This is a genomic window from Nocardia sp. Tas62D01 (genome assembly GCF_055232035.1).
In genome coordinates this window covers 1,210,039-1,236,568 of sequence record NZ_JBUYUZ010000001.1, presented here as the reverse complement: position 1 = coordinate 1,236,568, position 26,530 = coordinate 1,210,039, and the positions used below count along the sequence as shown (strand labels likewise).

The 26,530-nt window shown below is 64.8% G+C and carries 24 protein-coding genes and 1 tRNA gene; 16 read left to right on the top strand and 9 right to left on the bottom strand.

The genetic code is table 11. The features are described from left to right. Positions 1-218 precede the first annotated feature (218 nt). The 4 genes from ACV7NQ_RS06115 to ACV7NQ_RS06100 all read left to right on the top strand — a co-directional run bounded on the left by ACV7NQ_RS06115 (position 219) and on the right by ACV7NQ_RS06100 (position 4,280). Complete coding sequence (locus ACV7NQ_RS06115) at positions 219-2,162, top strand: WXG100-like domain-containing protein (protein ID WP_463358721.1); 1,944 nt, start codon at positions 219-221, stop codon at positions 2,160-2,162. Positions 2,163-2,182: 20 nt separating this feature from the next. Beyond that, a complete protein-coding gene (locus ACV7NQ_RS06110) occupies positions 2,183-2,506 on the top strand; it encodes a hypothetical protein (protein ID WP_463358720.1) in 324 nt (107 codons plus the stop codon). Positions 2,507-3,064: 558 nt separating this feature from the next. Beyond that, entirely contained in the window at positions 3,065-3,421 is a 357-nt protein-coding gene (locus ACV7NQ_RS06105) for a hypothetical protein (RefSeq protein ID WP_463358719.1), read from the top strand. Positions 3,422-3,617: 196 nt separating this feature from the next. Beyond that, entirely contained in the window at positions 3,618-4,280 is a 663-nt protein-coding gene (locus ACV7NQ_RS06100) for a response regulator transcription factor (protein WP_463358718.1), read from the top strand. A 16-nt stretch (positions 4,281-4,296) separates the two neighbouring features. Here ACV7NQ_RS06100 and ACV7NQ_RS06095 read toward each other — a convergent pair whose 3' ends face one another. Further along, positions 4,297-5,229 carry a TAXI family TRAP transporter solute-binding subunit gene (locus ACV7NQ_RS06095; RefSeq protein WP_463358717.1) on the bottom strand — a complete coding sequence of 311 codons (933 nt, stop codon included), beginning with the start codon at positions 5,227-5,229 and terminating at the stop codon, positions 4,297-4,299. 37 nt (positions 5,230-5,266) lie between these two features. Beyond that, entirely contained in the window at positions 5,267-6,769 is a 1,503-nt protein-coding gene (locus ACV7NQ_RS06090) for a sensor histidine kinase (RefSeq protein ID WP_463358716.1), read from the bottom strand. Between the two features lie 439 nt (positions 6,770-7,208). Between ACV7NQ_RS06090 and ACV7NQ_RS06085 the strand changes: the two genes are divergently transcribed. The 6 genes from ACV7NQ_RS06085 to ACV7NQ_RS06060 all read left to right on the top strand — a co-directional run bounded on the left by ACV7NQ_RS06085 (position 7,209) and on the right by ACV7NQ_RS06060 (position 13,701). Beyond that, positions 7,209-7,991 carry a hypothetical protein gene (locus tag ACV7NQ_RS06085; RefSeq protein WP_463358715.1) on the top strand — a complete coding sequence of 261 codons (783 nt, stop codon included), beginning with the start codon at positions 7,209-7,211 and terminating at the stop codon, positions 7,989-7,991. Between the two features lie 8 nt (positions 7,992-7,999). Next, a complete protein-coding gene (locus ACV7NQ_RS06080; RefSeq protein WP_463358714.1) occupies positions 8,000-9,562 on the top strand; it encodes a DUF707 domain-containing protein in 1,563 nt (520 codons plus the stop codon). 1 nt (position 9,563) lies between these two features. Next, positions 9,564-11,294: a hypothetical protein gene (locus ACV7NQ_RS06075; RefSeq protein ID WP_463358713.1), complete on the top strand. Its 1,731-nt coding sequence runs from the start codon at positions 9,564-9,566 to the stop codon at positions 11,292-11,294. Positions 11,295-11,374: 80 nt separating this feature from the next. Continuing rightward, complete coding sequence (locus ACV7NQ_RS06070; protein ID WP_463358712.1) at positions 11,375-11,656, top strand: DUF6444 domain-containing protein; 282 nt, start codon at positions 11,375-11,377, stop codon at positions 11,654-11,656. Beyond that, the gene (locus tag ACV7NQ_RS06065; protein WP_463358711.1) at positions 11,601-12,353 is read left to right on the top strand and encodes an IS66 family transposase; all 753 of its coding nucleotides are present in this window, start codon (positions 11,601-11,603) and stop codon (positions 12,351-12,353) included. Before ACV7NQ_RS06070 ends, ACV7NQ_RS06065 begins: the two co-directional genes overlap by 56 nt. 1,075 nt (positions 12,354-13,428) lie before the next feature. Further along, positions 13,429-13,701 (top strand): hypothetical protein, encoded by a 273-nt coding sequence (locus ACV7NQ_RS06060; protein WP_463358710.1) that lies wholly within the window; start codon positions 13,429-13,431, stop codon positions 13,699-13,701. Between the two features lie 241 nt (positions 13,702-13,942). Here the strand turns inward: ACV7NQ_RS06060 and ACV7NQ_RS06055 are convergent, their stop codons facing one another. Beyond that, positions 13,943-14,557 carry a transposase gene (locus ACV7NQ_RS06055; protein WP_463358709.1) on the bottom strand — a complete coding sequence of 205 codons (615 nt, stop codon included), beginning with the start codon at positions 14,555-14,557 and terminating at the stop codon, positions 13,943-13,945. A 20-nt stretch (positions 14,558-14,577) separates the two neighbouring features. Beyond that, positions 14,578-15,216 (bottom strand): transposase domain-containing protein, encoded by a 639-nt coding sequence (locus ACV7NQ_RS06050; protein WP_463365557.1) that lies wholly within the window; start codon positions 15,214-15,216, stop codon positions 14,578-14,580. 108 nt (positions 15,217-15,324) lie between these two features. Between ACV7NQ_RS06050 and ACV7NQ_RS06045 the strand changes: the two genes are divergently transcribed. Then, positions 15,325-16,860 (top strand): reverse transcriptase/maturase family protein, encoded by a 1,536-nt coding sequence (locus tag ACV7NQ_RS06045; RefSeq protein WP_463365556.1) that lies wholly within the window; start codon positions 15,325-15,327, stop codon positions 16,858-16,860. A 109-nt stretch (positions 16,861-16,969) separates the two neighbouring features. Continuing rightward, on the top strand, positions 16,970-18,181 hold the full coding sequence (gene ltrA / locus ACV7NQ_RS06040) for a group II intron reverse transcriptase/maturase (protein WP_463358708.1): 1,212 nt from the start codon (positions 16,970-16,972) through the stop codon (positions 18,179-18,181). Positions 18,182-18,215: 34 nt separating this feature from the next. Here the strand turns inward: ltrA and tnpC are convergent, their stop codons facing one another. Further along, complete coding sequence (gene tnpC / locus ACV7NQ_RS06035) at positions 18,216-19,706, bottom strand: IS66 family transposase (RefSeq protein ID WP_463365555.1); 1,491 nt, start codon at positions 19,704-19,706, stop codon at positions 18,216-18,218. Positions 19,707-19,885: 179 nt separating this feature from the next. Between tnpC and ACV7NQ_RS06030 the strand changes: the two genes are divergently transcribed. From ACV7NQ_RS06030 to ACV7NQ_RS06020, 3 genes are read left to right on the top strand one after another with little or no spacing between them, the layout of a single operon-like run. Continuing rightward, entirely contained in the window at positions 19,886-20,173 is a 288-nt protein-coding gene (locus ACV7NQ_RS06030) for a group II intron maturase-specific domain-containing protein (protein WP_463358707.1), read from the top strand. Further along, on the top strand, positions 20,143-20,856 hold the full coding sequence (locus ACV7NQ_RS06025) for an IS66 family transposase (RefSeq protein WP_463358706.1): 714 nt from the start codon (positions 20,143-20,145) through the stop codon (positions 20,854-20,856). The genes ACV7NQ_RS06030 and ACV7NQ_RS06025 overlap by 31 nt, the downstream gene beginning before the upstream one ends. A 58-nt stretch (positions 20,857-20,914) precedes the next feature. Next, positions 20,915-21,538: a site-specific integrase gene (locus ACV7NQ_RS06020; protein WP_463358705.1), complete on the top strand. Its 624-nt coding sequence runs from the start codon at positions 20,915-20,917 to the stop codon at positions 21,536-21,538. Positions 21,539-21,643: 105 nt separating this feature from the next. Here ACV7NQ_RS06020 and ACV7NQ_RS06015 read toward each other — a convergent pair. From ACV7NQ_RS06015 to ACV7NQ_RS06000, 4 genes are all read right to left on the bottom strand, one after another. Next, positions 21,644-21,715: transfer RNA gene (locus ACV7NQ_RS06015), tRNA-Val, on the bottom strand. Positions 21,716-21,733: 18 nt separating this feature from the next. Then, the gene (locus ACV7NQ_RS06010) at positions 21,734-22,213 is read right to left on the bottom strand and encodes a peroxiredoxin (protein WP_463358704.1); all 480 of its coding nucleotides are present in this window, start codon (positions 22,211-22,213) and stop codon (positions 21,734-21,736) included. Positions 22,214-22,285: 72 nt separating this feature from the next. Next, positions 22,286-22,708 (bottom strand): DUF3052 domain-containing protein, encoded by a 423-nt coding sequence (locus tag ACV7NQ_RS06005; protein WP_463365554.1) that lies wholly within the window; start codon positions 22,706-22,708, stop codon positions 22,286-22,288. Positions 22,709-22,836: 128 nt separating this feature from the next. Further along, the gene (locus ACV7NQ_RS06000; RefSeq protein WP_463358703.1) at positions 22,837-23,394 is read right to left on the bottom strand and encodes a hypothetical protein; all 558 of its coding nucleotides are present in this window, start codon (positions 23,392-23,394) and stop codon (positions 22,837-22,839) included. Positions 23,395-23,608: 214 nt separating this feature from the next. Here ACV7NQ_RS06000 and aceE point away from each other — a divergent pair, with 214 nt between their 5' ends. After that, on the top strand, positions 23,609-26,530 hold the full coding sequence (gene aceE / locus ACV7NQ_RS05995; RefSeq protein ID WP_463358702.1) for a pyruvate dehydrogenase (acetyl-transferring), homodimeric type: 2,922 nt from the start codon (positions 23,609-23,611) through the stop codon (positions 26,528-26,530).

Below are 26,530 nucleotides of genomic sequence, written 5' to 3'. Positions count from 1 at the left end.
CGATCTGCCGGATGCGGTCAAAATTACGAAATATCTTCGAGCCGTGCCGATATCGCGCGGCGACGTTACCGGGGGAATGGAATCCGACCATTCGTGTCGACCATATGTTCAGGGCGATTTTGAATATAGGGCACGTCCGGTTCAGACTCCTACGCTTGTCTTATAGGAGCGCGAAGAGATGGTGAGCGGGGTCTGGGACGAGGAGTGGTGAACTGCCGGTGTCGCTGTATCTTCCGCCGCAATGGCGCTGGCTCGCCTGGATTGCCGGGACGACCTGGCCGGACGGCGACGAGGACAGGATGTGGGCCGACGCGCAGGCCTGGCAGACCGCGAGCGCCGCGGTGCAGGCCGTGGTCGAGGACGTCTACCGCGCCCGGGACGCCACTCTCGCCGCATACCCGGCCGGCGACGGCGCGGCGCAGATGACCACCCTGTTCGACAGCCTGCAGGCCGGCGACGGCTCGGTGCGGCAGTTGGCCGACTACCTGGACCAGATCCACAACTCCTGCTTCGATATGGGCACCGAACTGCAGGATACGAAGCTCACCATCATCCTCTCGCTGGCCTGGCTGGCGCTGGAGATCCTGTGGGCGTGGGCATTCCCGCCCACCGCCGCGGCGGTCGAAGCGGCGGCCATCGCCAGTGCCCGCTCGGGGGTGCGGCTGGTCGAGGATGCGGCGATGGACGCCATCAAGGCGGCCGCGGGGCGCCTGGGCGCGTTCACGGGGAAGGGCCGGCTGTTCTGGAAGTCGCTGGCCCGGGGCGAGTTAGTGCTGCCTTCGGCGAAGGGGATCGCCAGTTACAGCATCAAATTGGGTGAGAACGCGGTCGGATCGTTCGGGCTGGACGCCGCCGTGCAGGTGGGTCAGATGGCGGACGGTAAACGGCGCCACTTCAATTGGACGGAGGCGGGGCTGTCGGTGCTGGGTTCGGCGGCCGGAGCCATCCCCTCCCGCGAATTCGCTCGGTACCTGGGGGCGGGGATCGACTCGCTGGCGGGCGGCTACCTGGCCAATGCGCTGGGCCGCGGCGCGCGCGGGGCCGTCATCGGCACCGCGTCGGGCGCCGTGAGCGCGCTGTTCGGCAACGTCGCCGTCGGCGCGGCCACCGGCGACTTCTCCAGCCTGAGCAATCCGGCGGGCTGGGTCGGCGGCATGGCCCGCGGCGGAGTGGTCGGCGGCGCACGGGGTTTGTCGGTCAAGATGAGCCCGATCACGACCGGTGACATTCGCTACGGCCTGTGGGGCAAGGGCCGCGGCGAGGTCAAGTACCTCCCGACCGACGGTTCGGTCACCGACATTCCCGGCAAGCGGCTGCCCGCCGCGACATCGGACATCACTACCTCGGACACTGTCACATCGGACATCACTACCTCGGACACTGCCGCATCGGACACTGCCGCATCGGACACTGCCGCATCGGACACTGCCGCATCGGACACTGCCGCATCGGACACTGCCGCATCGGACACTGCCGCATCGGATTCCGCCGGGCCGTCGAACCGGAACTCGGCCACGGCGCCGCAGTCCGAACCGGAGGGGCTGGACGCCGCACAGCACGCCGCGACCGATTCCCGGCCCTCGCCCGGTTCGAATCATGGTGGGCACGAACCGGATACGAGCTCGGTGTCCTCCGGTGACGGCGAGTATGAGGCTTCGGGTCCGGGGCCGGCCTTTTCGGCGGGGTCCCGGCCCGGGGGTTCGGATCGCGATTCGATCGATTCGATAATCGACATGTACGGGGGTTCAGACGCGGGGTCGGCGCCGGGCCCGTCCCGCGCCGCGAACGAGTCGGATGCCGGCGTGCCGGGCTCCGCCGCGGACGCGCACTCGCCCGGCGGCTCGGGGCGGAATTCGATGCCCGGCGAGGGCGGACCGCCGGACCGTGTCGTGCCGCCGCCCGGCAAGCGCTACCCCACCGATCCGCTGCCCGACGAGCTCGGCTTCCTCGGCAAGGCCACCGATATGAAGTCCAAGACCCGGCCCAAGCGTGAGCCGGAATGGGAACCTCCTCCGGAGGGCTACCGGGCGGGATCGGCTCCGCCGGAATCGTTCTGGCTGCCGGGAGGCGAGGACGCCAGCCCCGATGTGCCCTGGACTCCACCCAACGGCGGGCGCCACCGCGACAAGAAGCATCACCATCATCACTCGCCGGATCAATGAACGAGCAAGGGAGACATTATATGTCCGACCAGATTGAGATCGACCCGGTCGGGCTGGAGGCGGCCGCGGTCTGGTCCGAGAACATCGCCAACGCGATCAGCGTGGCCCAGGCCACCCTGCGGCAGATACTGGACACCAACGGAACCCCCTGGGGCAACGACAGTTTCGGCGGCAAATTCGCCGACGGTGACCGGGGGTACCTGTCCGCGCGCGACAGCCTGCTGACCGGCATGACCGATATGGCAAGCACATTCGAGCAGATCTACCAGGGCCAGTTGGACACCGCACAGTCCTTCGCCGCGACCGACGAGGTCCAAGCCAGGGAACTGTCCGCCGTCGGCTGACGGCGTCCATCGCGCCCGGCGGCCCGTTTCCGGCGCACCGAGGTGCGCCCGGGACAGGTTACGGTCGCGGGTGCGGTAGGTGAACAGACGGTTTGAATCGAGTTCGATCGTCGCGCTCCGCGCCTGCGGTGGCGGGGTCTCGCCGGGGCGAAAATCGCGCTTGTCCTGCGTGATCGCCCGGCCGAGGTCCGCGGATCGGCTGGTAACCCACATGAACGCCGCGCAAACAATCGTCCCCGCTGGATTCTGGGTCGTACTCAGGAGGCGCGGTATGCCTAGTCTTCTTCGGTGTCGAGGAAGGGTGAAGAGCGCGTCTTCCACGTCTCCTATCCTGATCGCTCGGAAATGGTGCTGGTGGTGTGATTGTCAATTAATTCCTGACTTCTCAAGAAGTTCTAAAGATTCCCATGGACTCCTCAAATTCTCCAAGTCTTCCATAATTATTTCCATTCGGCTTGACCCGGCCTGAATTGTGAACATAATTCGGATGTACGCCCGTTTATCGATGCCGACCCCATTGTGACGGCGGATGACGACTATGGAGAGGCTGGACGTCCCGTGGAAGAATCCGACAAGCGTGTACGCAGGAACCGTCGCATCGCACGATCGGTTCCCGCGGCCGAGAAATCCGCATCGAGGCAGTCGGCCGAAGAGGTGTTGCGACGCTCGCATCTCGAGCGCGCCCAACTCGAGCAGGCACGCCTGTTTCAGGCGACCCTCATGGACGAGGCCGCGGTACTGCACGAGGAGATCCGGCTGCTGCAGGACGAATTGCGGGAGATACACCGGAATCTGACCGGCCTGCGCTGCAGGTTCCCGAGCTTGGTCACCGGGCTACGGTCCGGCGGTCTTGCACCGGTCGGTCTGGAGTCCGTGCGCCCGGCAACCCAGCAGCGCGGGAGCGCCACCGCCTGAGGCGAACAACACCGCCTGAGGCGAACAACACTATTTACCCAGGTCCGGTATCTCGCCTCGCGGGCGCTGCCTGCACCGATCGCCGCCCATCCGACTCGGCGGCGATCCTTGTGCCGCCCCTTGTACGCCGATGCGCCGACAAGTCGTCGACGATTCGTTTAGCATCGGATTTGCCAAGGGTCGAAAGGGTGTTGCGGTGCGTGTGGTGTTGGTGGAAGACGATGAAGGTGTGGCCGGAGCCGTCATCGATGGATTACGCGCACATGGATTTCCGCTCGTGGACCACCTCTCCGAGGGGCTTGACCTGCTTACCTCGCATATCAGGTACGACGTGGTGATCCTCGACCTGGGCCTTCCCGATGTCGACGGGCAGGTCGTGCTGCGCCAGCTTCGCAAGGTCAGTTCCGTTCCGGTGGTGGTGCTCACCGCCGATAACGACGAGTGTGCTGTGGTGTCGTGCCTGCGCGCCGGCGCGGATGATTTCGTGGTCAAGCCGCCCCGCGTGGCCGAGTTGGCCGCACGCCTCGTGGCGGTCACCCGGCGCGGGCGAAACGGCGGGCAGCCCCCTGCCGCCGTCGTCGTCCTCGAGGATATTCGGGTGGATATACGCGCCCGCACGGTGGATGTGGCGGGCGAGGTGATCTCGTTGACCCAGAAGGAATTCGAGCTGGCGCGGGTGCTGGCCGAGCGGGCGGGCATCGCCGTGAGCCGGGATCGGATCATGGAGGAGATCTGGGGTGAGACGACGCAATCGGTCTCCCGCTCGCTCGATGTTCACATGGGTGCGCTGCGGGCGAAATTGAATCGTCCCGGCCGGATCGCCACCATTCACGGTTTCGGCTATCGATGGGTGCATTGAGCAGATTTCGGGGCGCTCAGCGGTGTGCCCGGTGATATGCCTGAATGGCACCGGGGTGCAGGGGGACCGGCGAGGTATTGATCAGCGATCCGTCGTCCATGAACTGGGATCCGGCGGAGCCGCCGACCAGCTCGTGCGAGTGCTGCAGCAAAATATCGGTCAGGTCCGCGACGGCGAAGTCCGGCAGGTGGGGATCGACCAGCATCAGCGCGGAGATGCCGACGGTGTGGTATTCGGCGGGGAGTTGGTAGATCTCGCGGCTGATCTGTACCCGGTCGTAGAACTTGCGGTATTTCGCGCGCAGCGGTGTGATCACTTCGTTCAGATCCAAAAGCCTTGTGGTATCGGAGATTCCGAGTTCCGGTGTGGGGATCCCGCCGACCCAGATCACCGCGTCGACGGTGCGGTCGTGCAGCGCGGCCATCGAATTCGGCAGGGGCATGCTCGTGACCTGGACGTCGGTGCCGGGCCGCAGGCCCGCGGCCTGCAGGAGCCGCACACCGGTCTGCGCCGCGCCGGCGCCGTCCGCGCCCGCCACCACCCGGGCGCCGCGTAATTGGCCCAGATGCGTGACCGGGCTTTCGGGCCGGACGACGACCTGGACGTAATGCTCGAACAGCCGGCCCACCGCGCGGTATTTGGTCACGTACCTGGTGATCGCGTCGGCGAGCACTATCGCGGCGTCCACGTGGTGTCGGGTGAGCAGGTGCAGATTCTGCACCGAGCCCGGACTGTGCACCGGCCGGATGCGCACCGCGGTGCCCGCGGCAGCGGCCACCAATTCGTTGCTGAAGACGTCGGACGGGCCCTCGGGCCCGGTGGCGACCCGAAGCAGGTACGGACCGGGCGCGGGCCGACGAGCGATGAATGGCACGCCGATCGCCGCGGTCGCGACGCCGACGCCGAGCGTGAGGAATGCTCGGCGCCCGATCGCGGGGGATGCTTTCACGATGCCCATGGTGCGGCCGTACGTTCGTTCGCGATGGTCATTGCGCCGCCGCGGAATTCGCCGTTTCCGCCGCGAGGTTCGCTGTGCCGGGCATCGGGTCCGCCGTGCGTGGCGTGCGATCCGCCGTGCCTGGTGTGGGATTCGCTGTTCCCGGTGCGGGCATCGCGACGCTGAGAGTCAGCCCGTGCGGTCCGCGCGGCTCGATCAGCAGGGTTCCGCCGTGGCGACGCGCGAGCGCGGCGGCGATCGTGAGTCCCAGTCCTGACCCGCCCGGCACCGCGCCCCGGCCCCGGAAGAACCGCTCGGTCAGGCGCGCGATATCGGCCTGCGACACCCCGGTCCCGTCGTCGGTGACCGCGACCACCACCTGGCCGGGCGAGCACTGCACCACCACCGAGGTACTGGCCTTCGGACCGGCGTATCGACACGAATTGCTCAGTGCCACATCCAGAATTTGGATCAGTGCACTCGTCGGGAAGGCCGCCTCGGCGGAGCGGACCGCGGACTCGAGTACAAGCGTCCGCCCTGCCTGGGCGAAGGCCGTGTACCACGCATCCACCCGATCGGCGGCGGCTATGACCGCCTCGCAGCCGGGGTCGGCGGTGCTGCGGGCGCGCCCGAGCTGGGAGTCGGTGGGAGTCTCGGCGGAAGCCAGTGCCAGCAGCCCGTCGAGTAGTCCGGTGAGCCGGTGCACCTCCCGCACCGATCCCTGAAAGTTCGCTTCGGCATCACTGCGCACCGCGGGTTCCATCGATTCGAGCCGAACCGCCAACGCGGCCAGCGGATTACGCATGGCGTGCGCGGTATCGGCGACCAGTTGCCGTTGCGCGTCGACCGAATCGGCCACTGTGAGCGCCAGGGTGTCCACCGAGCGGGCCAGCGCCCGGATCTCCGGCGGGCCGTTCTCCTCGCGGGTCACCGGGTGATCACTCCCGCGCGGTACGGGCAGCGCCGCAGTGAGCGCGCCCACCGCGGCCGACAACGCATCCAGCGGATGCAGGATCCACTGTGCCAGGCGCAGCGCCAGCACGGTGAACGCGGCGAGCGCGACCAGCACTCCGGCGGCGAGGGCGGTCCAGCCGGCTGTGACATCCGAGCGGGCGGTGGCGGTGGAGGCGACGATGAGCACCGCGCCGCCCATCTGCTCCGCATCGCCCCAGTGCCGGGCGATGAGTATGTGCGCCGGGCCCCAGGGCCGCAGATCGGTTGCGGGCCGGGGCAACTCGTTGGCGCTGGCCTCGACCAATGCCTGCCGCACCGCGGGATTGTTCAGGTCGACCCCGGAATTGCACCGCACCCGGCCCAGGCTGTCGATCAACACCACGCCCTCGCCGTACAGCTGGTCGTAACGCCTGGCCTCCTGGGCGAGCTTGTCGTTATTGCTGGTCGTCATGGCCGCGAACCGGTCGGCATCGCGCGTGCGGTCCAGGATCAACGCCCCGGTGCGGCCGGTAGAGATCGCCCGGGCGAACGGAACGGCGAACCCCGCCACGGCGATCGTCGCCAGCAGGAGCAGAATGATCAGCAGTCGGCGACGCATGAGTACTCGGTCACTGGAAAGCTTCGAGTGGTGACATCGACCCCGGGTCGCACGGGCTCGCGCCGTATCATCCTCGTCCCCCGACGATCACTGCCCGCATCGCCGCAACACCTTTCGATCCAACTTTGTGGAACATTAGTTGTCGGGCCGCTCGCTGTCGAATGCTCACCGGCGTGCAACCCGACGTCCCACCACACAGGACGGGGCCCAGTTCCGGGCACACGCCAGATCGATTGCCGTGGGATTGCTCCAGATGCTCGGCGGCGGATTGCCCAGCCCGGTCCCGACGAACGCTCGCACCACATCCGGCATGCGCACCGGTTCGACCTCAGGTTAATCGTGGGTGTCGGGGCGGTGTTCCCGGCGGGTTCCGGGTCGAAAGGTGCGCCGGGGTGTGCTTGGGTGCTTCCGACCGCTCTCTCCTGGAGGTAGCCACCGCATGAACACCGCCGCCGGTATGCATGATCTGGTGATCGCCCGGCACAATGAATCACTCGACTGGGTGCTGGAGGTTGCGGCCGAATACCGGGTGCACATCTACGACAAGGGCGGGCCCCCGGTATCCTCGCAGGTGCGCGATCGGGCGGAAACCTACGTCCCGCTGCGCAACGCCGGACGGGAGTCGGACAGCTATCTGACCCATATGATCGAATACGGGCCGGGCGCAGGCGAATTCACCGTATTCACCCAGGGCGACCCCTTCGAGCACAGCCCCGACTTCCTGCGACTGCTGGCCGGGCACGCCACCTGGCCCGACGTGCAGACGCTGTCCTGGTGCTGGAAGGAGTCGATCGCGCATCCGCCGCCCACGCTCCTGACCCCGGAACGCTCGATCGTTCCCGGTCTGCGCGTGCGTGAGGAACTGTTCTCGCTCAGCACCTTCCATCCCGTGGAGTGGGTGGACGCCGGCGCCGGGCGAATCGGCCAGGAATACCGGTCGCTGCACCGTCTGCCCGAGGGAGCGAATATCGGCGCCCACTTCCTGGACATGTGCGACCTGCCCGATGCCGCCGAACTTGCCGCGCGGCATCTGGTCGGCCGCCATGCCTACGGAGCGCTGTTCGCGGTCCGCAACCACCTGATCGAGAAGCTGCCTACCCGGGCGCTGCTCCGGTTGCGGCAGGCGGCGCTGGGCCCGGATGTACACGGCTACTTCTGCGAACGGCTCTGGCTGCACATCTTCGGTGCGGCATTCCTGTTACCACTCCAGCTGCCCGGGTAGGACCGAGCGTGGAATGGACGAATTCGGGGCGGCGGAACCTGGTGATCGTCCGTGCGGGCGACGCGTCGCTGCACGAACAATGGCTCGCCGGGCCGCACGCTCGAACCTGGGACCTGGTGGTCAGTTATTTCGGCGACGATCCGGACCGCTATCGCGGCGACGAGGTGACCCGCCTGGACATGAAGGGCGCGAAATGGCCGGGGCTGCACCGGGCGATCACGGTCGACCTGGCCGAGGTGATCGACCGTTACGACTTCGTCTGGCTCCCCGACGACGACCTGGCCGCCGATACCGCGAGCATCAACGCGCTGTTCGAATACTGTGCGCGGCACCGTCTTTCGCTGGCCCAGCCCGCCCTCACCGAGGACAGCTACTTCACTCACGAGATCACGCTGGTGGACCGCCGGTTCGAGCTGCGGTACACGAACTTCGTCGAGATCATGGCGCCGTGCTTCAGCCGCCACTTCCTGACTCAGTGCGTACCGACCTTCGTCGGCACCCACAGCGGCTGGGGGCTTGACAATCACTGGCCCCGCATGACTTCGGACCGATCCTCGGTGGCCGTCATCGATGCGGTCACCGTACGGCACACCCGGCCGGTGGGCGGCCCGAACGGGGCGGCGGTGCGTGCCGCCGGGACGGACCCGATGCGGGAATTCCGCGAGTATGTGGCGGCGCACGGCCTCGTCGACTTCACGCACCGGATGTACGGGGCCGTGCGTGCGAGCGGGCGAACATCCGCGAACGAGCCGACCGCCGTCTGCGTCACCGTCGACCGGCCCGCGCCGGGCTTGGCGACGTGGCTCGCCTACCACGCGGCCAAGGTGGACCTGATCGCCGTCTACGCCGACGATCCTGGTGTCCGCGAACAGGTTCGGGACCTGACCGAGGGGCAGCCCGTACTGGCGTGTGCGAGCGGTGAACTGACCGACAGCGATGCGGGGGATCGGGAGATCGCCAATATCCGTGCGGCCGTAAGGCAGGCGCGGGCCGCGGGTATGACATGGCTGCTGCCGCTGGGCCCCGATGAGCTGTTCTACGACGACGGACGGCGCCGCTGGCAGCTGCCCGGCGCGGGGCATGTCACCTTCCTCTGTCATGAGGCCGTACCGGCACACCATCCGGTCGACGACCCCTTTCACGCCTGCACGGTGTTCCGGGTCAACGGCCGGTCCCCATTCCTGGACGCGCGGTCCGGACGTAGCGCGGTGCGGGTGGGTCCGCGGGTCATCCCGGCGGACCGGCACGGTTTCACCGGGTTCGACGGCGCGAGCGGAACCGTCACCGCGCCGGTGATTCTCCGCTATCCGTATCCGTCCTTCGAGAGCTGGATGGAGCGGGCGGAGGCGATGGTCTCCGGTGCGGGTGAACAGGCGCGGCAGTTCGCCCAGCACTCCCGGGCGCTACTGCAGGTGGCCGTGGCCCACCGGCGGCTGGAGGGGGCGCGAGTGTGCTTCCAGGCCCAGATCCCCTCCGATGGCATGATCGACCAGATGGTGCGCACGGGAGAGTTGACGCGTATCGATCCGATGCGCGCCGACCGCATCCGTCGCCGCGACGACAGAGAATGAGATGGCGCTACCCGACCTATCGAGTATTCCCGAGGATTGGCTGACCGGCCACGTATTCCAGTTCGAGGCAGGCCCGGACCGGACCGTGATCAGCTCCACCGTGACGTTCGATCCGGGCGGACGCATCGGCGGTTACGCCCATCCCAACGAATCCCGCTGGCGCATCGAAGGGGAGCGGCTGATCGTCCAGCGCGATGACGGCGAAGCCAGCTGTGCCGCGCGCCTGCGCCGAAGTGATCGCGGTGCGCTCGAGCTCTCCGGGCCCTTTCTGCTGGGGCGGGCCGGCCACGAACATTATTTCCGCCCCGTCGGCGTGCGGGCGGAGCGGCATGTCATCAGGACGTTCGACCTCTTCGATACGCTGATCGCACGTGAATGCGTATTTCCGCCCGCCGTCTTCGACGCAGTGGAACGGCACAGCCGGGTAGTGGGCTTCGCTGAACTGCGCCGGGAGGCCGAGGGCGCGCTATGGGGGCGGCGCGAGTACAGTTTCGACGATATCTACACCGCCCTCGCCACGCGGACCGGCTGGTCGAATGCGCGCATCGACCAGTTGAAAATGCTGGAACTTGCCGAGGAATGGGATAACATATTTCCGATCGCGGAGATGACGGCCCTGGTTCGCCTGGGTGATATGATCATATCGGACATGTATCTGCCGATGTCTTTTCTGCGTCGGCTGGTGGACGAAAAATGCGGACTTCCGGGTGTGTCGATGCATGTGGAAAATTATGGCAAGCAGCATGGTAAGGTCTGGCCCGGAATACTCGCGACGCACCGGATCGAACGGCATTACGGGGATAACGAATTCGCGGATATCGCCCAGGCGCGCAGGTGGGGTATCGAGGCGGAGCATGTCACCGTGTCGGACTGGTCGCGCGGCGAGTCGATCCTGGTGGCGGCCGGGCTGGCCGGGTTCGCGCGGATCATCCGGCGGGCGCGCCTGTCGACCACGGCCGCGACCGTGCCGCTGCGCCGGGCGCAGCTGGCGCAGTTCGAGGTCAACATGCCATTTTTGACCGTGGCAGGAATTGCGCTGCTGAAGCATGCCGAGCGTACCGGCGCCGATACGCTGCTCATGTGCGGCCGCGATTGCAACCTTTGGGTGGGTCTCGTGCGCTGGCTCGCCGGATTTGCAGACCGGAAACTGGCGATACACTATTTCCCTTCGTCGCGCGATCTGTTCACCGCGGACAATGCCGCCTACCTCGGTTACTTCTGTCGGCTGCGCGGAAATCGCACGATTCTCGTCGATCTGGGAGGAAGCGGCCGCACGCCGACACGGTTCATCGCGAACGCGGGTGCACGGGCGGATACCAGTATATACATCGCGCTGAAATCGGATCCGGCAGACTCCGATCCCCCCGGATATGTCCCGGATTTCTCTGCGGATACCGAGCACGCGATCGATATCGACATCCTGGTCTCGGATAGTGGCAAGCAAGTGCTGTTCGAGAAGTTGAACGCCACGACCGAATGCCGGGCGGTCGATGCAGATTTCACCGGCCGCGAATTCTCGATAATTCGTGAATCGGATTCGCACGAGGGCGGCGCCCGAGTCGTCGTCGAGACGATGCGGGAGGCGTTCGCGGCGGCGCTGTCCCTTTTCCGGGATTCCGCGATGACAGGATCGCTGAGCGACTACGACGACGATCGACTGCTCCGGGCCGCGCTCGAGATCGTCGGCTCGGTCGCACGATTCGAGCCCGTCGTGGCGGAGCTGCCGGAGTGACCCGTCGTGGTGCACAGGCCGGGATGACGTCGCGGGCCGCCGACCATGCTGGGTCCTGTCCTGGTGCCCGGTGCGAGACGGTGATCGGTCATCCTTCCTACGAGCAGCTCACTGCTCTGGTGATGGCTCAGGCCGCGCAGATCAGCCGACTTGAGGCCGAGATGGCCGAGCGGACAGCCCGTTTCGAAGCCGAGATCGCGGAGTTGAAGCGGCAGTTGGGACAGAATCCGCGGAATTCGTCGAAGCCGCCGTCGAGCGAGGGTTTGGACAAGCCTGCGCCGAAATCGTTGCGTCGCAAGTCCGGCCGTGAACCCGGCGGGCAGCCCGGGCCATCCGGGATCGACGTTGCAGCTGGTCGATAATGTGCCCGAGGAACAGACGGTGCGCCACGAGCCACCCGCGTGCGCTGGCTGCGGAGCGGGGTTGGCTGGGGCGCCGCAGGTGGGGATGACGCGGCGGCAGGTGTTCGACATGCCGGCGATCGAAGTGGAAGTCACCGAGCACCAACTGATCACCCGCCGATGCGGGTGTTGGGTATCGACCTGCGGACAAGCTCCACCAGCAGTGTCGGCGCCGGTGCAGTACGGGCCGCGGGTGACCGCGATCGTGCTGTATCCGTATGTGGGGCAGTTCTTGTCGAAGAAACGCGCCGCGCAAGCGTTGAGCGAGTTGTTCGGCACGCCGATGTCGGACGCGACGGTCGCGGCGATGACCGTCCGCGCTGCCGACGCGCTGAAACCGTTCTGCACGGCAGTGGCGGCGGCGATCGCCGCGGCGCCAGTCGCCGGGTTCGACGAGACCGGGCTGCGGGTCGCGGGGAAGCTGCAGTGGGTGCACTGCGCGCGCACCGAGAAGTACACGCTGATCACGGTGCACGCCAAGCGTGGTGTCGAGGCGATGAAAGCGGCCAAGGTGCTGCCCGGGTTCACCGGTATCGCCGTACACGATGCGTGGGCGCCGTATGAGTGCGCCACGAGGCGCTGTCAGTTCCGGATGGAGGTGAAAGACCTTTCATTTGTTCCTCGTCGTAGCGGGGAATTAAAGCTGGAGGCAGCCTGATCCAGGAGTCGCTGGGGAGGGCGGGAGCAGCCTCGACAAAGTCACGTCGGTTCAGTACTACCGGATGGGCCGGGCGTGGTGAGCGAGACGAGAAGGTATACGCAAGGAACCGGTGTTGTTACGCCTCTTAAGAGCCCGCCAGCTCTAACCCGGTGGATTTGGGCTGGAACGCGGTGCATACGATTCGGGATATATATTTCTTTCTTTCCGGGTCGTAACTCCTGGTCGGATCTTCGTAGTCTGGGCTGGGAGGCCATGGTGAATGTCTACGGCGTAGCCGTGGCGATGCCGCAGGGGTAGAGCCGGGTGCCTAACTCGTCGACCGGATGACAGTGAACGTGGGAACCGCCCGCGTCTGTTCCGCATACTCTGCCTTTGCCAGAAGTGGGGTGAGTGGATAGGTGCGACGTCAGCCGAAGGGTGCGGGTGGGGCGGAGCCGCCGTAGTACTGCGAGTGCGGGAAAGCCGTGCACATCGGGAAGTTGCGCCGTCTAACTCGGCGTTGGATCACTCTCGCAGAGAGTAGAGGTTCGGAAGGAGCAGACCCTTTGGGTCACCCGTCTTACCTGGACGCGAAAGCGCGAGGGGACAACAGCATGGCGGGAAAGCGTGGAGCATTGTGAAGGCGTTGATGGTGCTGCCGCGCAAGACCCGTGTGATATGGCGAAGACCAGACTGTTTGAAGCCCAGTTCCCGGTGATGGAAATGTGCATCCTCCGACATACAACGCCCGGAGCGGAGCCACCAGCATCAGGCGAATCCCCTTTGCTTCGCCCCAACCCTTCCGGCTGGTGGGCGGTGGGCAACGAACTCACTCAAGGGAACGGACGGGCCGCCTACGTCGCACTCGATACGTCCAGCGCAAGAGGAATTCGGGATCACCTACCGGGCGCGAGCCCCACGGTGACGGAGTGCCAATAGTAGTCGTGGGAGTGACGCCCCACCAGGGAGAGCGGGAAAGCCGTTCACAGGGCCAAGTGGCACAGGTGTCGAGGTTATCCGGATAGATGAGGTATGCGTAATGCAGAGAGCCGAAGTCCTGAGGGAGATCATCCATGAACGCGGTAAGAGAGGATTGCCACTGGAGAGATTGTATCGGCACTTGTTCAACCCGGAGTTGTATCTGCGTGCCTACGGCAAGATCTACCGAAACGACGGTTCCATGACGCCCGGCTCTAATCAGGAGACCGTGGATGGCATGAGCCTGAAGAAGATTCAGGCGATCATCGAAGCGCTGCGGTATGAGCGCTATCGGTGGTCCCCGGTAAGGCGTGTATATATCGACAAGAAAGGATCGCCGAAGAAACGCCGACCCCAGACCCAATGCCGCTTAGCTCGCCCCCTATAGAGCTGTGACCGGCGGTTTTGCGGATGGTCGTCGTTGTGTCGGCGTGATGCAGCTTTGGTTGGCCAGCCGGATGGTAGCGGGTCCGGTGTGACGGGTTCCCTTGTCTGCCTTGCGTTTTACTCGGAAGCTGTTGTGTCTGGCGCGTTTGACGACGCGGGGGTAGGAGCGGTGGCGGCGGGGGTTGAGGTGGCGTTTTGCGGTGATCTGTTCGGCGAGTTCGGTGTGGAGCTCGAGTTGGCGGTCAGGGGGAAAAACCGTCCGGGCCTGCGATGGTGTCGCGGGCGAGTCGGACGGTCTGGGTGAACTTCACGCGGTCGGGATCGATGCCGGTCTCGACCGCGGCCCGGCAGATCAGCGAGCAGATCGCGTAGTGGGCGATGAGGAATCCGTATATTTCCTGGCGGACCATGTCCGGGGTTTGCGAGCGCAGGGTTTTGGCGGGGCCGCGGAGCTGCGTCTTGATTTGCCTGTTCGCGGCTTCGTGTTCCCAGCGTTGGTGATAGGCCTCGGCCAGGATCAGCGAGGGTGCCTCGTGCGGGTCGAGGATGGTGGTGAGCAGGCAGATCAGCTCACCGCCTTCGCCACGGTCGGTGATCTCGTACTCGATGACGCGGGCGAAACGAGTCCGGTCCCAGTCCAACTCCTCCCCGGCTATGGCCGCCTCCAGCAGCTCGGCCCGCATTTTCGCCGGGGTTTTGGGCGCGAAAAGCAGTGTCACATAGGAGCCGTCACCGAGGCGGTCCACGATCGGCAGGTCCATAATGTCACCGAGACGCCACAACAGGTCGGCGTCGGTGTCGGCGCCCTGGCACCACAGTTTGAAACTGTAGAACCCCTGGTCACACACCAACATCATGCCGGGTTCGAGTAACCAGATCAGTTCGGCCGCGCGGTGCGTTCACCGGTGCCCTTGCCCACGACCGGCCCGATCACCGCGCCCAGGCTCACATGCGAGCCGCATTCGGTCAACGTCACCACCCGTGCCTGTGGCAACACTCCCTTGCTCGGTTTACCGAATTCCGTTGCGTTGGCCTCGGTGTCGGCCACGTCGAACACCATGCCATCAATCGAGACCAGCCTGCGTCGCGCGTAGAACGCGTCCAGGGTCAGCCGCGACGCCACCGGCACCGCGATCCGCTCGAACAGTGTTTTCATCGGCTCGAACCCCAGCCGCTGCCGGGCCTGGGTGATCCCACCCGAGGTCGGCAAACTCCACTTCGGATCCCAACAACGCCAAAGCCGCAGCGGCCCAACCAGTTTCCGCATCACCCCCTCGTAGTCCACACCTGCGAACAACGCCAACGCGACCACGAAATACATCACCAAATGCGGCGGCAACGTCCCACCACGACGCTTGGGCGCCTTGCCGTGCTCGGAAATCGCCATCTCCACCGCATCACGGTCCACCACAGCGGTCAACACACCCAACAACACCTGATCGATCAACGACACCGCACCCACATCCACCACGTCGGCGACGCTAACCCCAGCACCGACACGATCCGGCACCGACACGCCCAAAAACGCTCCACACCAACCAGTCTCACAGACCAACCAGCTGGCACTACATCGCAATCATGCCGATGACCTGCGAAAACACGTCAAGCTAAGTGGCATTGACCCCTGGGTCTGCCGTCGTGGTCGGATAAGCTGTTGCAGGAAGTGATCCGTTCCCTGTTGGAAGCGTATTACGAGCCGCAGTTTTCCGAACGTTCTCACGGCTTCCGGCCGGGGAAGGGCTGTCACACCGCTCTGACGGAAATATCGCAGTCGTGGCGCAGTATGACGTGGTTCGTCGAGGGAGATATCTCCCAGTGTTTCGACCGGCTCGACCATGGGGTGCTGCACTCCATTCTGGTCGAAGACATTCACGACAACCGTTTCTTGCGGTTGATCGACGGACTGCTCCAGGCTGGATATCTAGAGGAATGGCGTTACCACGAAACATTGAGTGGCGCACCGCAAGGGGGTATTTTGAGTCCTTTGCTCTCCAACATCTATCTGGACCGGTTGGACAAGTACGTCGAGACAACACTTCTGCCCGCCTTCAACCGGGGAGCCCGGCGCAGGCCGTATCTGCCGTATATGCGGGTGCACAAGGCAGCATGGAAGCTGGAGAAACGTGGTCAACGGGAGGAAGCGCGGCAGTTGCGTCGTCAGCTGCAACAACTTCCCTCTCATGACCCGAATGATCCGGGTTTCCGCCGGCTGCACTATATCCGCTATGCCGACGATTGGTTGCTGGGATTCTCCGGAACACGGCGGGAAGCCGAATTGATCAAGGAACAGGTCGGTAGGTTCCTGCGGGATCGTTTGAAGCTGGAACTGTCCGAGCCGAAGACCCTGATCACCCACGGGCGGACACAGGCCGCTCGATTTCTCGGCTACGAAATCGTGGTCCACCACAACGACGCCAAGCGCGATCGGAACGGTCACCGCTCGATCAACGGGCAGATCGGCCTGAAAGTGCCGATGGATGTCGTGCGGGGAAAACGCAAACCCTATCTGCGCCGCGGTAAACCTGCTGCTCTGCTCGCGCGTGCGCACGATTCGGACTTCCGGATCGTCGCGCGCTATCAGGCGGAGTTCCGGGGCATCGCGGAGTATTACCAGCTGGCCTACAACCGGCACCGTCTCGGCCTGCTGAGATGGATTATGGAACGGTCTTTGACCAAGACGCTGGGACATAAGAACAAGATCAGCGTCACCAAGGTCTGGAACCGTTACCGGTCCACCTGGCAGACGCCTGCCGGTCCCCGAAGGGGACTTCAGGTCGAAGTCGAACGCGGGAACGGAAAGAAAGCCCTGGTCGCTCGGTGGGGCGGAATATCGTTGGCCCGCAGGACCATGAGGGTAACCCTCAAAGACGAACTCCCGGCGGTATGGAGGAAGCGCTCCGCAGAACTCATCGACCGGCTCATGACCGGCCGCTGCGAACTCTGCAAGAAATACACGGACGTCGAAGCGCACCACATTCGGCGACTGAGCGACCTCCCCTCGGAGAATGAGGCTGAGCAGCCCGACTGGGCAAAGCAGATGGCATCACGCCGCCGCAAAGCCCTTATCGTCTGTCGCGACTGCCACAAAGACATCCACAACGGATGTTCCACCCGGCAGGATTCGAGGAAAACGGCACTGGAGAGCCGGGTGCGGTCATAAGTCGCACGCCCGGTTCGGAGGGGGGCCGTCGGAAAAGGAGCCGCGCACGCGGACACCTCGCCGACGGCCTACCCAGCGGCGGCAGCGTGTCAAGCAAGGAAGGACTGTAATGACCGAAGACGCGCTGGTGAATATCGGCGCTGTGGAGTGGCCGGATGCTGATTCGGCGTACTTCACGGTACGGAGGATGCAGACTAAATTGCATCGATGGGCGGGAGAAGATACCTCCCGTCGGTTCGGGGATTTGTACAACCTCGTTTACGATCCGGCTTTTCTCGTGCACGCGTGGGAACGCGTGTCCGGGAATGCTGGGGCGAAAACCCCGGGAATCGACAGGGTCACAGTGGCCTGGATCGAGTCGGTGATCGGGGTTCAGGATTTCCTGGAGTATGTTCGGAACCTACTGAAGTCGAGTGAGTTCCGGCCGGTCGAGGTCCGGCGGGTGATGGTTCCGAAAGCGAACGGAAAACTCCGCAAGCTGGGGATTCCTACCGTCGCTGACCGCGTGGTCCAGGCGAGTCTCAAGTCGGTGCTCGAGCCTATTTTCGAGGCGGATTTTCTGCCGTGCTCGTACGGGTTCCGGCCGAACCGGCGTGCGCAGGACGCGATTGCCGAGATACACCACTCCAGTTCCGGTAGCATGGATTATCACTGGATTCTGGATGCGGATATCGAGGCGTGCTTCGACGAAATCTCGCATACGGCGTTGATGGAACGCCTGCGGGTGAGGATCGGAGATAAACGTGTGTACGGGCTGGTGAAGGCATTCCTGAAATCCGGTGTCATGATCGGTGCCGGGGAACGGGAAGACACACCGAGAGGGACACCACAGGGAGGAATTCTCTCTCCGTTGCTTGCTAATATTGCCCTGTCGAGGCTGGATGAGCACTTCGACCAGCAATGGCAGGAACAGATGGGCACGAAATGGCAGCGGTCCAAACGTAAAAGGCAAGGGCTGGGGAACTGGCGTTTCATCCGCTACGCGGACGATTTTATCGTCATGGTTTCCGGCACGAAGAAACATGCCGAAGCATTACGCTTGGAGGTGGCGGAGGTGCTCGCCCCATTGGGGTTGCGGCTGTCGCCGGAGAAAACCCGAGTGGTCCACATCGACGAGGGATTCGACTTCCTCTCATTCACGATTCGACGCCTACGGAAGAGGGGGACGAATCAGTATCGGGTTTACACCACACCGTCCAAGAAAGCGATCCAGGCGATCAAGGACAAGGTGAAGGTGAAAACCTACAGATCCACCCGTGTCCTGAGGCTGGATGAGCTGCTCACCAGCCTGAACAGGGTAGCTATTCACCTGGGGTGGTGAGGTTTTCGGTGGTCGGTGTGGTATGCGTGCGTGGTTATGGGGCGGCTGCGGGTGTGAGGGCAGGCGGTAGCGACGGACCGGTGGTGAACAGTTGGGTGAGGGCGTCGAGTTTGTCGAGGCCCCATTTATGGGCGGTGTCGAGGTAGGAAGTGACGATCGCGAAGTCGGTGATTCCCTGCAGGGTTCGCCATGCTCCACCACTGGTTCGTTGCTGTATTTTGACTGGTCGGAGCGTTCTTTCGGCTTCGTTGTTCGAAAACGGGACGGTCAGGTCGGTCGCGAACCGCAAGATCATGTCTTCGTAGCGGGTGAACCGGGCCACCAGCTTGCGGGCGTCGGCGGCCAAGGTAGTTTTCCGGTCACGGTTGTCGTCGCGGCCCAGCCCGATCGCACCGGCGTAGGCGCGGCGGATCCCGGTGAGGGTGTCGGCGTCGAGAGCCGATGCCTCAGCGGCGCGGGCCCGGCCAGCGGCGGTGTGGGCGTCGAGCAGGCAGTCGATCATCGCTTTCGCCCATACCTGCCCGGCTGGATCGGCATCGTGGATCGACCGCAAGTCGCGCAGCAGGTGCGCACCGCACCACGCGTGGGCCGCTTTGAGGTGCGCGTACCCGGCGTAGCCGTCGCGGACCAGTACCCCGGTGAACTCGCCGAGCACACCACCGGCATCAATATCGTCGGCGGAGCGGCCACCGACGTGCATCAACGTCAGATAGTCGGTGCAGGCGACGTGCACGTACTTCAACTCCGCGGCGGCGCGGCCGGTGGTTTCGTCGGCATGCAACACCGGCGCGGTGGCCAGCAGAGTTCGCATGTGGACGGAGAACTGTCGTTCCAGCAGCCGCGCGGCGCGGCCACGCACCCCTGCCAGCCAGCCGGTCGAAATATCGAGGCCGCACAGTGCGACGAACAGATCCCGGCTCCGCCCGATCGGTAGGTAATGCCCGCAGGTCAGCAACGCCGCCCGGGCCAGAGCCACCGGCCCGATCCGCACCGGCGACCCCGCCGCCGCGATCACCGCGACATGCTCGGGTGCCGCATCGGCCCAGTCACCGGCAGTCACTGTCCCGCACCCGCATTCGCGGGCGATACGCCGATACTCGGTGATCACCGGCGCCGCCGCCGGTGCCGTGTCCACGACCTGGCGGCGTTCGCAGGCGACCTCGGCGGCACCGTCGAGCGAACACGAACACCCCTGGCAGCGGGGCGGTTCCAACCGGATCGTGTGGTTCGGGTCATCGTGCAGTGGCCGCGACGTGCCTGCCGAGCCTTTCTGCTTACCCGCCGACCGCCCCGACCGGGTCCGCGACGACCGCTTCTTGGCCGGTTTCTTGTCATAGGGCGAGTCCGACCCCGACGACCACCCCGAGTTCGACGAATCCGCAGCCAACCGCCGCTCCAGCACTGCGATCCGATCCGCCTGCGCCGCAGCCTGTTCGGACTGCGACCCCACCAGCGCCTTCAACTCTGTGTTCTCCGAACCCAACTCCACATTCGCGGCCCGCAACTCCGCATTCGCGGCCCGCAACTCCGCGTTCTCGGCCAGCACCACCCTCACCTGCGCCGTCAACTCGGCCACCCGCTCAACGAGCTGCTCAACCGACGACGCTCCAGACACCCCGCCACTATGCCCGACAGGCCATCACAATCCAACCGACACGCCATCAAACCCCAAGGGGGACAGCTGAATAGCTACTGAACAGGACCTTGACGGGATGGGCGAACCATTTTCGCTACGGTGTGTCGAAGGCTGTGTTCAACGCGGTGGACCGATTCACATGGCTCCGCCTGATGCGCTGGATACGTGCCAAATACAAAGGCAAACACCGGCTCATGATGAAGGAGCTCCGACGCCGCTTCTGCGACAAGGGATGGAGGTTCGCTCACAACGGGGTCGTGTTCACCGGCGCAGCCAGCGTCACCGTGACCCGCTACCGCTACCGCGGCAGCACAATCCCGACCCCGTGGACACCGAAACCGGCAACCGCGAGTTGACCAGCGGGCAAGACACGTGGAGCGCCCGGTGCCTCGAGACAGGCACGCCGGGTGCGGCAGGGGGCCTCGGAAAACGGATCGGCGGCAACGCCGACACCGCGTCCGGGGCCTACCTAACCACTTACACCGACGCCGCTCACCAATTGTGTTGCGCCCACGCACAACGCGAACTGCAGGGCGTCCTCGACAACACTCCCGCCGACACCGAGTGGTGCTGGGCCGAGCAGGCCGCCGACGCACTGGTTGCAGTGCAGCGCCTGGTCAGCGCCGCGGTCGCCCGCGGCGAAATCGATGGCACCACACCACTGATCGATTCCGAGGCCCTCGCCGAGCAGGTACGCCTGTACCGCAACGCCGTCACGATCGGCCGCAGCGAGACCGCCGCCCGCACCACGAAGCTGATGGGCAAGCACAACGCGCTCGCCAAGCGGCTGCTCGCCCGGCAAGACGACTACCTGCGGTTCACCACCGATATCCGGATCCCGCCCGACAACAACGGCAGCGAACGCGACATCCGGATGATCAAACTCCGGCAGAAGGTGTCGGGCTGCCTGCGGACCTACACCGGAGCCGAACAATTCTGCGCCATCCGCAGCTACCTATCCACCGCCGCCAAACACGGCCACCAATTCCTCGAAGTCCTCGTCACACTCACCGAGGGCCGCCCCTGGATGCCCGCATAACCTGACCAGTTACGGGTTGGTTACCCGCAACGTCGCCCGACTGGTGAAGCGGCCCGATATGGCGGACACAGAGATGCAGGTATGGACCCGTGAGCAGAGTCGGGTGTTCCGTGATCACATATGTGAGCACCGGCTCTGCGCCTTGTTCGTTCTTTCGCTGTGTGGATTACGGCGCTCGGAAATCATGGGGCTACCGTGGTTCCGGATCGAGGGAAACACCCTCAATGTCCGCCGGGGGCGCGTCGCAGTCGGCAAGGACGTAGAAGAAGACGATCCTAAGTCGCGGCGTAGCAAGCGCAGCTTGCCCTTGCCGACCGATGTCGTCATCGCGCTGGATCGGTTGAAGATCGCTCAGAAGGCCGAGGCGCTGGGGGAGCGGTGGTCAGATGACCGTCTGATCTCCGTTCACGAAGACGGATCGGCGATCCGGCCGGAGTGGTACACCGACGAGTTCCAGCGCCAAGCTAAGGGGGCTGGCGTTCCCGTGATCCGCTTGCACGATGCGCGGCATACCGCCGCGACTATCTTGCTGGACTCCGGGGCGTCGGTGTCGGCGGCGGCGAAGTGGCTCGGTCATGATCCGGCCGTACTGCTGCGGGTGTACGGACACGTATACGACGAAACGCTGGAGGCGGCGGGCGCAGCGTTGTTCGGTGACGTTCAGAAGGCGACCGGAAGCTAGTTCTCACCGCCCGTTGGGACACTCTTGGGACATTGCGTCGTGTCGGACGTGATGTGCTGCCGGTACTCCAGACCAGGAACTGGTCTCAACCTGCAATATCTTCGGTGGGCGCAGAGGGGATCGAACCCCCGACCGCTGGTGTGTAAAACCAGTGCTCTACCGCTGAGCTATACGCCCGTGCCGTTCCCGGCCGGATTATGAATCTAGCGCGGCGAGCGCTTTCTCCCAAGCCGCCTGGTCACGGGGCTCGCCGGGGCTATTCATTTCGGCGAAGCGGATGACTCCGCCCTTGTCGATGACGAAGGTGCCGCGGTTGGGGTAGCCGGATTTGTCGTTGAAGACGCCGTAGGTTTGGGCGACGGCGCCGTGTGGCCAGAAGTCCGACAGCAGCGGGAAAACGTAGCCCTGTTCGGCAGCCCAGATCTTGTGGGTGGGCGGCGGGCCGACCGAGATGGCGAGGATTTCCGCGCCATCGTTCTGGAACTTCGGCAGCTCGTCACGGACTTTGCACAACTCGCCCTGGCAGATCCCGGTGAAGGCGAGCGGGTAGAACACGATCAGCACGTTCTTCTTGCCGCGGAAATCCGACAGACTGACTTCCTGGTTGTTCTGGTCCTTCAGCGTGAAATCGGGCGCGACAGAGCCGACCTCCAGTGGGCCAACCTCAAGCGGCATCGCGATACCTCCATCGAGTCGGGCTTGCCGGGCGGCGCGATGCCGCCCGGCGAAACCATAGCGAAAGACCGGTCAGCGCTGCTTCGAGGGCGCCTTCGGCTGTACCAGCCGACTGCCTGCCCAATCTCCGAGGCTGATTGCGGAGGTTTGTGTGAAACCGGCCGGTGGTGCTGATTCAGCGATTTCGCTGGGATCGACGTGCCCCGGACTACCGGTCTTGGGAGTGAGCACCCAGACGAAACCTTCGTCCGAAAGCAAACTGGTGACCTCCATCAGGGCATCCACTAGATCCCCGTCGCCGTCGCGCCACCACAGCAACACGACGTCCATGACTTCATCGGAGTCCTCATCGAGCAACTCACTGCCGATGGCTTCCTCGATGTCGGCTCGCAGGTTGTCGTTGGTGTCCTCGTCCCAGCCCAGTTCCTGGACAACCATGCCGTGAGTAATGCCAAGCTTCTGAGCGTAGTTCTGCGCGTCCGCCGCGGCGACCACGGTGGTGTCCTCCTCAACTCCAGACAATAGATAGTTGCAAGCGAACATGGTTATTGGCTCGAGCGCAAGCTGATCGGACGAAATACCCACCGAATGTCGCGTGACAAGTTCGTGGCGGGCGCACTCGATCAGCGTTTCGGGCACCCGTCGCGAACGGCGTTACGTGCGTCGTTGACCCGTCTGCTCGCGTCGTTGAGCGGCCCGACCGGCGCGGTGTAGGTCATCTTGCGGGTCTCCGACGCCAGCAGCCGTGCGGCGGCAACGTATTCGGTGAACTTCGCCGTCAGATCGGTGGGCAGCGCTTCGCTCGCGGAGTTGACTCCGGTCTCGACCTTGTTGGCTGCGTCGTCGAGGGTGGAGGACGCCGCCTCGCGCTTGCTCGCGTAGTCGGCCGCGTTGGAGTCGTGTGCGTTGACGAAGTCGTTGTACTTCGAGACGCCGACGCCGGTGGTGTTGGGGAACTGCCCGCAGTTTTCGTTGATGGCTTGGGTCTGCGCCGCGGCACGGCGTGAGGAGGTGGCCGCAGCCGACGAAGAGGCCGCCGCGGTCTGGTAGGCCGCCAGGTCCGCCGCGTTCGGATTGGCAACCCCCTCTATCCGATTCGCGCATCCAGCCACCGTCAGCCCGGCGGCTACCGCCAAGGTCGCGCACACCAATCCGAACCCGCGTGGGTCCAGCACCTTCATCGTCCTCCCCGCTCCTGTCGTACTACGGCGGCCTCGACTCACGTTCCCTGCAGAACCGTACTGGATTTGCGACTGACATGATGACCAGGGACACATGATCCGCAAGGATGGAGGTGCGCCCGATCGTTTCGTTAAACGGGTGGTCCGCCAACCAAGCGTGCCCGCCCGGGGAAACAGACGTCATCACATGTCCACCCCTGTACGAGGAGCAGATTTGACCGACGTGATCCACTCTTCCGCTGCAGCGAAATCCGCTGTACCCAATACCGAGAACGCCCCCGCTCAAGGCCGCGATTCGCAGGGATCGTCCGCCGCTCCGGCCGGCGGACGCGTCCGGGTGATCCGCGAAGGAGTGGCGTCCTACCTACCGGACATTGATCCGGAGGAAACCAGCGAATGGCTCGAGTCGTTCGATGACATGCTCGACCGGGAAGGTCCGGGCCGAGCGCGCTACCTGATGCTGCGGCTGCTGGAGCGTGCCGGTGAGCGTCGGGTCGCCATCCCCGCTTTGACTTCCACCGATTACGTCAACACCATTCCCACCGAGAACGAGCCGTGGTTCCCCGGCGACGAAGAGGTGGAGCGACGCTTCCGTGCCTGGATCCGCTGGAACGCGGCGATCATGGTGCATCGTGCACAGCGCCCGGGAATCGGTGTGGGCGGCCACATCTCGACCTACGCGTCTTCTGCGGCGCTCTACGAGGTCGGCTTCAACCACTTCTTCCGCGGCAAGGACCATTCCGGCGGTGGCGACTCGATCTTCATCCAGGGTCATGCCTCGCCGGGCATCTACGCCCGCGCCTTCCTCGAGGGCAGGCTCAGCACCGACCGGATGGACGGCTTCCGGCAGGAGTACAGCCACGGCGGTCCAGGCCACGGCCTGCCGTCGTACCCGCACCCGCGGCTGCTGAACGACTTCTGGGAGTTCCCGACGGTGTCCATGGGTCTGGGCCCGATGAACGCCATCTATCAGGCGCGATTCAACCACTACCTGCACGACCGCGGCATCAAGGACACCTCCGATCAGCATGTGTGGGCGTTCCTCGGCGACGGTGAGATGGACGAGCCGGAGTCGCGCGGCCTCGCGCACGTCGCGGCGCTGGAGGGCCTGGACAACCTGACCTTCGTCGTCAACTGCAACCTGCAGCGCCTCGACGGTCCGGTTCGCGGTAACGGCAAGATCATTCAGGAGCTGGAGTCGTTCTTCCGCGGCGCGGGCTGGAACGTCATCAAGGTCATCTGGGGTCGGGAGTGGGACGCGCTGCTCGGCGCCGACCGAGACGGCGCACTGGTGAACCTGATGAACACCACGGCCGACGGTGACTACCAGACCTACAAGGCCAATGACGGCGCGTACGTTCGCGACCACTTCTTCGGCCGCGACCCGCGGACCAAGGCGCTGGTGCAGGACCTGTCCGATCAGGAGATCTGGAACCTCAAGCGCGGCGGTCACGACTACCGCAAGGTCTACGCCGCTTACGAGGCCGCGATGGCGCACAAGGGCCAGCCGACGGTGATCCTGGCCAAGACCATCAAGGGCTACACCCTCGGCAAGCACTTCGAGGGTCGCAACGCCACCCACCAGATGAAGAAGCTGACGCTGCAGGACCTCAAGGATTTCCGTGACCTGCAGCGGATTCCGATCAGCGACGCCGAGCTGGAGAGGGATCCGTACCTGCCGCCGTACTACCACCCCGGCATGGAGGCGCGTGAGATCCAGTACATGCTGGATCGGCGCAAGGCGCTCGGTGGCTACCTGCCCGAGCGGCGCACCACAGCTAAGCCGCTGCAACTTCCGGGTGACGATGCCTACCGCTCGGTGCGCAAGGGCTCCGGTAAGCAGAACGTGGCGACCACCATGGCGCTGGTTCGGCTGATGAAGGAGCTGCTGCGAGACAAAGAGATCGGCAAGCGGATCGTGCCGATCATCCCCGACGAGGCCCGTACCTTTGGTATGGACTCGTGGTTCCCTTCGTTGAAGATCTACAACCGCAACGGCCAGTTGTACACATCGGTCGACGCGGAATTGATGCTTGCCTACAAAGAGAGCTCCGTCGGGCAGATCCTGCACGAGGGCATCAACGAGGCCGGATCGACCGCGTCGTTCACCGCGGCGGGCACCTCGTACGCGACGCACGGCGAGCCGATGATCCCGCTGTACATCTTCTACTCGATGTTCGGTTTCCAGCGCACCGGAGACGGATTGTGGGCTGCCGCGGACCAATTGGCGCGCGGTTTCGTGCTCGGAGCAACCGCCGGGCGAACCACGCTGACCGGTGAGGGTCTGCAGCACAATGACGGCCACTCGCTGCTACTCGCATCAACCAATCCGGCGGTGGTCACCTACGATCCCGCGTTCGCCTTCGAGCTCGCGCACATCGTGCGGGACGGCTTGCGGCGGATGTACGGCGGCGGCACCCCGGAGGTCGGGCCCGGCACGGTGCCCGGGGCCGTTTCGCACGGCGGGAAACCGACCGGCGACTTCGGCGGCGAAGATATTTTCTACTACATCACCCTGTACAACGAGCCCTACCAGCAGCCGGCTGAGCCAGACGATCTCGATATCCCCGGTCTACTCAAGGGCATCTACCTGTACAAGCGCGGGGGAGCGGGCGACGTGCGCGCTCAGATCCTGGTCTCCGGCGTCACGGTGCCCGACGGCGTGCGCGCCCAGGCGCTGCTCGCCGCGGAGTGGGGCGTGCAGGCGGATGTCTGGTCGGTGACCTCATGGGGCGAACTCCGAAAGGAGGCGCTGAGCAAGGAAATCGCGAAGCTGCGCAACCCGGGCACCGATGTGGGCGTGCCGTACGTCACGCAGGCGCTGTCGGCGGTCGAAGGTCCGATCGTCGCCGCGACCGACTGGATGCGTGCGGTGCCGGATCAGGTTCGCCAGTGGGTGCCCGGCGACTTCACCACGCTCGGCACGGACGGTTTCGGTTTCTCCGACACCAGGCCCGCCGCGCGCCGGGTGTTCAACGTCGACGCGCAGTCCATCGTGGTCGCGGCCCTGGCCGGGCTCGTGCGGGCGGGAAAGATCGACCCCGCCAAGCTGACCGAGGCAACGGCTAAATACCGCATCGATGATGTGGACGCCGCGCCGAAGTCGGTGGCAAGCGGCGACGGAGACGGCGAGTAG

Excerpts from the sequence above, each read along its gene's own strand:
- ACV7NQ_RS06110 (WP_463358720.1), top strand. The coding sequence starts at position 2,183 with ATGTCCGACCAGATTGAGATCGACCCGGTCGGGCTGGAGGCGGCCGCG.
- ACV7NQ_RS06090 (WP_463358716.1), bottom strand. The coding sequence starts at position 6,769 with ATGCGTCGCCGACTGCTGATCATTCTGCTCCTGCTGGCGACGATCGCC.
- ACV7NQ_RS06085 (WP_463358715.1), top strand. The coding sequence starts at position 7,209 with ATGAACACCGCCGCCGGTATGCATGATCTGGTGATCGCCCGGCACAAT.
- ACV7NQ_RS06075 (WP_463358713.1), top strand. The coding sequence starts at position 9,564 with ATGGCGCTACCCGACCTATCGAGTATTCCCGAGGATTGGCTGACCGGC.
- ACV7NQ_RS06055 (WP_463358709.1), bottom strand. The coding sequence starts at position 14,557 with ATGATGTTGGTGTGTGACCAGGGGTTCTACAGTTTCAAACTGTGGTGC.
- ltrA (WP_463358708.1), top strand. The coding sequence starts at position 16,970 with ATGACCGAAGACGCGCTGGTGAATATCGGCGCTGTGGAGTGGCCGGAT.
- ACV7NQ_RS06020 (WP_463358705.1), top strand. The coding sequence starts at position 20,915 with ATGGCGGACACAGAGATGCAGGTATGGACCCGTGAGCAGAGTCGGGTG.
- ACV7NQ_RS06010 (WP_463358704.1), bottom strand. The coding sequence starts at position 22,213 with ATGCCGCTTGAGGTTGGCCCACTGGAGGTCGGCTCTGTCGCGCCCGAT.
- ACV7NQ_RS06000 (WP_463358703.1), bottom strand. The coding sequence starts at position 23,394 with ATGAAGGTGCTGGACCCACGCGGGTTCGGATTGGTGTGCGCGACCTTG.